The 5,095-nt window shown below is 63.8% G+C and carries 8 protein-coding genes; 5 read left to right on the forward strand and 3 right to left on the reverse strand.

Annotation, left to right across the window (positions count from 1 at the left end; genetic code table 11):
* From ENZ75_RS20215 to ENZ75_RS20225, 3 genes are all read left to right on the forward strand, one after another.
* Positions 1 to 198 (forward strand): DUF680 domain-containing protein (locus ENZ75_RS20215; protein ID WP_128278268.1); only part of this gene is annotated, 198 nt, incomplete at its 5' end.
* Positions 199 to 245: 47 nt separating this feature from the next.
* Positions 246 to 473 carry a DUF680 domain-containing protein gene (locus ENZ75_RS20220; protein ID WP_013532449.1) on the forward strand — a complete coding sequence of 76 codons (228 nt, stop codon included), beginning with the start codon at positions 246 to 248 and terminating at the stop codon, positions 471 to 473.
* 414 nt (positions 474 to 887) lie between these two features.
* Positions 888 to 1,121, forward strand: coding sequence for a DUF680 domain-containing protein (locus tag ENZ75_RS20225; protein WP_013532448.1), 234 nt, complete (start codon positions 888 to 890; stop codon positions 1,119 to 1,121).
* Positions 1,122 to 1,172: 51 nt separating this feature from the next.
* On the opposite strand, the gene ENZ75_RS20230 is transcribed toward ENZ75_RS20225, so the two are convergent.
* Genes ENZ75_RS20230 through purM form a run of 3 tightly spaced genes read right to left on the reverse strand, consistent with a single transcriptional unit; the run spans position 1,173 to position 3,506 of the window.
* Positions 1,173 to 1,703, reverse strand: a complete 531-nt coding sequence (locus ENZ75_RS20230; RefSeq protein WP_013532447.1) for a histidine phosphatase family protein — start codon at positions 1,701 to 1,703, stop codon at positions 1,173 to 1,175.
* 13 nt (positions 1,704 to 1,716) lie between these two features.
* A complete protein-coding gene (purN, locus tag ENZ75_RS20235) occupies positions 1,717 to 2,430 on the reverse strand; it encodes a phosphoribosylglycinamide formyltransferase (protein WP_013532446.1) in 714 nt (237 codons plus the stop codon).
* Positions 2,427 to 3,506, reverse strand: coding sequence for a phosphoribosylformylglycinamidine cyclo-ligase (purM, locus tag ENZ75_RS20240; protein ID WP_013532445.1), 1,080 nt, complete (start codon positions 3,504 to 3,506; stop codon positions 2,427 to 2,429). The genes purN and purM overlap by 4 nt, the downstream gene beginning before the upstream one ends.
* Positions 3,507 to 3,744: 238 nt before the next feature.
* On the opposite strand from purM, the gene ENZ75_RS20245 reads away from it, so the two are divergent.
* Both ENZ75_RS20245 and ENZ75_RS20250 read left to right on the forward strand, forming a co-directional pair.
* Complete coding sequence (locus tag ENZ75_RS20245; RefSeq protein WP_013532444.1) at positions 3,745 to 4,272, forward strand: CDP-alcohol phosphatidyltransferase family protein; 528 nt, start codon at positions 3,745 to 3,747, stop codon at positions 4,270 to 4,272.
* Position 4,273: 1 nt separating this feature from the next.
* A partial coding sequence (locus ENZ75_RS20250) for an AI-2E family transporter (RefSeq protein WP_164887888.1) occupies positions 4,274 to 5,095 on the forward strand: 822 nt, incomplete at its 3' end.

Genomic DNA, 5,095 nt, shown 5'->3' on the forward strand with positions numbered 1-5,095 from the left:
AAGATCGCTCTTACCGCCGCCGCCATCCTCGTTGCCACGGGCACTGCTTTTGCCGGCAGCGACAATTATGGCTCGGCCAACGCCAATCAGCCTGCCGTCACCGTCGACCAGTCGGCCACTGCTTCGATCTCCAAGTCGACGCAAACCGTCCAGGCCCCCGCTTCGCAGGGCGCTGACCGCAACCTCTTCGGCCGCTAATCGCGACTGCCGATATCGACCCAACATTGAACTCAGGAGTAACTAAAATGACCAAGATCGCACTCACCGCCGCCGCCATCCTCGTTGCCACGGGCACCGCTTTTGCCGGCAGCGACAACTACGGCTCTTACAATGCCAACCAGCCTGTTGCGAACCAGTCCGTGTCCGACATCGACACCACGCACACCGGCTCGATCCCGAAGTCCGTAAAGACGCAGGGTGATGCCAATGCCAACGTGCCGGCTCAGTCGGGTCAGGGCATCTGGGGTCGTTGATTTCTGAAGTCTGCGACCACAAAGAGCGGTGGGCCTTGCCCGCCGCTCTTGTTTTTTATGCATGAGCAGGATTTCGGCCGACGGCATCGGTGTCGGAGCGCCGATCGTAAATCGAACCAGCTGGTTCAATTTATGTTGACGAATCGTGAACGGATGGCGAGCGCTGGCTCGATGAACCGCCGCATCATGCGTCAGGCACCCTCCTTGTAAGCGTCTGAGATAAACTGATAAAACAGGGTGAGCTCAATCCCTTGGCCGACGTTCGAGGTCCCGATGCCGCGCGTGAGGGAACGTCTTCGTGATTGGAAGTCGGCGCACGAAAAACCCAGATCGAGGTTGTCCGAGCGACGCGAAATTTCCTCCCCAGGGGCACGCCACTAGACGGACAGAATCAGGAATACCGGAGTAAATAGAATGAACAGGATCGCTCTTGCCGCCGCCGCCATCCTCGTTGCCACTGGTGCCGCTTTTGCCGGCAGCGACAACTATGGTTCGGACAATGTCAATCAGCCGGCCGTCACCTCGCACGCGGTCAATGTCGACCACAGCTACACGGCTTCGACCCACAGGCAGGTCAAGCACCGCGACCTCACGCTGACGCCCGATTCGGTCCAGCCGGAATCCGGTCAGGGCAACTGGGGAAACTGACGGCTCAAGCGGATGTGCGGCGGGCTTGACCCGCCGCACCTGCCATGGACACTAGCCCAGGTCCTTCGGCCGCGGGCCCAGGTCCTTGGGCCGCAAGCAATGTGTCAGCCGGGCGGGGGACACGACGGACCAATCGCCTTTGAAGACCACCCGGGCGAGGGCTCCCGTCGGGAATTTTTCCTCAAGTCTTGCGATCGCCTTGGCGTCTGACCCCGGCCCGGCAAGCTGTCTGGCCAACTGCTCCAGGCCCGGATTGTGGCCAATTACCAGCAAGCTGCCGCTCGAAGCGTCGGTTTGACCAATCTGGCTCAGAATGTCCGCCGCTGAAGCATCGTACAGCGCCTTGAGGAATGCGACCTGGGGCGGGACGGGCAATTCCGCCGCCACAAGCCGCCAGGTGTCGCGGGTGCGCAGCGCCGCCGACACCAGCGCCAGGTCCGGCAGCCAGCCGCGCGTCGCAAGCTCGCGCCCCATCAACCGGGCTGCCTTCACTCCGCGTTCGGCCAAGGGCCGGTCGAAATCATCGAGATCAGGGTCGTCCCAGCTGGATTTGGCGTGACGAAGCAGGAGAAGCTGTTTCATCGCCGCTCTAAGCTCAAGGCGTGATGCGCGCCAGATGCTCGAGGTCGGCTTCCTCGCGCAGCGGATCCGGGGCCATCACCACCGAGGTGCCGTTGTCGGCATCGTCGGCAAAGTGGGCAAGCACGGTGCGGCCGGACTCCATGCGCGCCTTGCCTTCGGCGACCAGCCCCAGCGCCAGCGGATAGAGCCGGTGTTCGGTCTTCAGCACGCGGGCTGCCAATGTATCGGCGGTGTCGCCGACCATCACCGGCACGGCTGCCTGTGCGATGATCGGGCCGTCATCCATCTCGGAGGTGACGAAGTGCACGGTGCAGCCATGGATGCGGATGCCGGCGGCCAGCGCGCGCGCATGGGTGTCGAGCCCCTTGAAGGCCGGCAGCAGGGCAGGGTGGATATTGATCATGCGGCCCTGCCATTTCTGGACGAAGCCGGGGCTGAGGATGCGCATATAGCCGGCCAGCGCCACGATCTCGGCGTTGAAGGCGGTAAGGGCCGCGTCGATGGCGGCGTCATGCGCCTGCTTGCTGCCGTGGTCGGCACGTGAGACGACCTGCGTGGCGATGCCGCGCGCCCTGGCGATGCCGAGCCCGGCGGCATCCGCCTTATCGGAAATGACACCGACGATCTCGGCCGGGAACGACGGGTCGCTGGCCGCGGCAATCAGCGCGGTCATGTTGGAGCCGCGTCCCGAGATCAGGACAACGGTGCGTTTCCTCTGCGCGCTCATAGGCCGATCGAACCCCGATAGATGACGCCTGCGTCGCGGCGCGGCACGATGCGGCCGATCGGCGTCACCGTCTCGCCGGCTTCCTGTAGCACGGCCGCGACCTGCGCTGCCTGGCCGGACGCGACCGCCAGGATCATGCCGATGCCGCAATTGAAGGTGCGCATCATTTCTTCCGGCGCCACGCCGCCGGTCTTGGCCAGCCACGAAAACACGGGAGGAACGTCGATCGCCTCGAGGTCGAGCTCGGCCGAAAAATCCTTGGGCAGCACGCGTGGAATGTTTTCCGGGAAGCCGCCGCCGGTGATGTGGGCGAGCGCCTTGATACCATGCGTGTTGCGGATCGCCTTGAGAATCGACTTGACGTAGATGCGGGTCGGCTCGAGCAGTGCTTCGGCCAGAGTGGCCTCGTCGTTGAACGGTGCCGGATCGCTCCACGACAGACCGCTGACGGCGACGATGCGGCGCACCAGCGAATAGCCGTTCGAGTGCAGGCCGGAGGAAGCCAGGCCCAGCAGCACGTCGCCTTCGACAATGTCATCGGTGGGCAGCAATTGGCCGCGTTCGGCGGCACCCACCGCAAAGCCGGCGAGGTCGTAGTCGTTGCCGTGATACATGCCGGGCATCTCGGCGGTCTCGCCGCCGATCAGCGCGCAGCCGGCCTGGCGGCAGCCCTCGGCAATGCCGCCGACGATCGCGGCACCCTGGTCGGGATCGAGCTTGCCGGTGGCGAAATAGTCGAGGAAGAACAGCGGTTCGGCACCTTGCACGACGATGTCGTTGACGCACATGGCGACGAGGTCGATGCCGATCGTGTCGTGCTTGCCGGCATCGATGGCGATCTTGAGCTTGGTGCCGACGCCGTCATTGGCCGCCACCAGCACCGGATCGGTAAACCCGGCCGCCTTGAGGTCGAACAGGCCGCCGAAACCGCCGATCTCGCCATCGGCGCCCGGCCGGCGCGTCGCGCGCACCAGCGGCTTGATCTTCTCGACCATGAGATTGCCGGCATCGATATCGACACCGGCCTCGGCATAGGTGAGCCCGTTCTTGCGCTTGTTCACGTCGCGCTTGCTCATTTCTGGTGCCCGTTCAGCAATTTTCCTTGTCGCGGGCTCTTCGCATGAACGGTTTCTGTCCGCAAGGATAACGGCCATCTCGGCCTACAAAACCGTGGACAGCGCGCACGTACAGGCGCTCGTGATTGGCGAAAGCCAAGCTGAAGGCCGCTCCCGTGCGGGGAGATCGGCAGCTCCTCCCTTGTTGCCACCCGCCATCTTCATCATCTATCTCCGACCAAGAGGAGGTGCCAGGCATTTGACCATCCCCAACCTGATCACCATCCTGCGCCTTGTCCTGGTGCCGGCGGTGGTGCTGGCGATGCTGCAGGCGCGCTGGGACTGGGCTTTTGCCGGGTTCCTCGTCGCCGGCATTTCGGACGGCGTCGATGGCTTCATCGCCCGCCGTTTCAATCAGCAGTCCACGCTCGGCGCCTATCTCGATCCGATCGCCGACAAGCTGCTGCTGGTTTCGGTGTTCGTGGTCATGGGCCTCATCGGGCAATTGCCGCTGTGGCTGGTCGTCACCATGGTGTCGCGCGACGCGTTGATCGTCTGCGCGGTCCTGCTGTCCGCCGTCATGGCCCATCCGGTCGAGATGAAACCGCTTTTCGTGTCGAAGGCCAACACCGCCATCCAGATCGTGCTGGCGGCGGTTGTGCTGGGTGAGCTTGCCCTGTCGGTTCATCTCGACCCGCTGAGGCCGGTTCTCATATTGCTGTCCGGGGTCTTGACCGTGGCTTCGGCCGCAGCCTATCTCGTGACTTGGCTGAGGCACATGAGCTGACATGACGAAGGCTCCACTCCGGACATCCGAGACAGAAGCGGCGGCGATCGAGGCCGCGGCCGCCGACATCGCCGCGTCCGCGACCTTTCGCCGCCAGATCTTCTTCTGGCTGGCCGGCGCCGCGCTGCTGGCGCTTTTCCTCTATGTCTTCAGCGCCATCCTGCTGCCCTTCGTCGCCGGCATGGTGCTTGCCTATTTCCTCGATCCCGTTGCCGACCGGCTGCAGCGGCTCGGCCTGTCGCGTTTCATGGCGACGGTGGTCATCCTCATCACCTTCCTCATCGTGCTGGTCCTGGCCTTTGTCATCCTCATTCCGGTTCTGGCCACGCAGATGGCCGATTTCGCCGGCAAATTGCCGGAATATCTGACCCGGCTGCAAAGCCTGATCACCTCGTTCGATCCGAAATGGCTGGAGCAGAAGTTCGGCGTCAACGCCAATAGCTTGCGCGACGGGCTGAATTCGCTGCTGACCTCCGGCTTCGGTTTTGTCACCACCGTCTTCACCTCGCTGTGGAGTTCCGGCATGGCGCTGGTTTCTGTGGTCAGCCTGTTCGTGGTGACACCGGTGGTCGCCTTCTACATGCTGCTCGACTGGGACCGCATGGTGGCGGTCATCGACGGCTGGGTGCCACGCGACAACGTCCAGACCGTGCGCGCCATCGCACGGGACATCAACACCGCCACGGCAGGCTTCGTGCGTGGCCAGGGCACGCTGTGCCTGGTGCTGGGCGCCATGTATGCCACCGGGCTGACGCTGACCGGACTGAACTTCGGCATCCTCATCGGCCTGTTCGCCGGGCTGATTTCCTTCATCCCCTATGTC

The sequence above is a fragment of the Mesorhizobium sp. M7A.F.Ca.CA.002.04.1.1 genome (assembly GCF_004022805.1).
Taxonomy (GTDB): domain Bacteria; phylum Pseudomonadota; class Alphaproteobacteria; order Rhizobiales; family Rhizobiaceae; genus Mesorhizobium; species Mesorhizobium ciceri.

Bases quoted from the DNA above. Each gene is read 5' to 3' on its own strand.
- ENZ75_RS20220 (WP_013532449.1), top strand. From the start codon at position 246: ATGACCAAGATCGCACTCACCGCCGCCGCCATCCTCGTTGCCACGGGC.
- ENZ75_RS20225 (WP_013532448.1), top strand. From the start codon at position 888: ATGAACAGGATCGCTCTTGCCGCCGCCGCCATCCTCGTTGCCACTGGT.
- ENZ75_RS20230 (WP_013532447.1), bottom strand. From the start codon at position 1,703: ATGAAACAGCTTCTCCTGCTTCGTCACGCCAAATCCAGCTGGGACGAC.
- purN (WP_013532446.1), bottom strand. From the start codon at position 2,430: ATGAGCGCGCAGAGGAAACGCACCGTTGTCCTGATCTCGGGACGCGGC.
- purM (WP_013532445.1), bottom strand. From the start codon at position 3,506: ATGAGCAAGCGCGACGTGAACAAGCGCAAGAACGGGCTCACCTATGCC.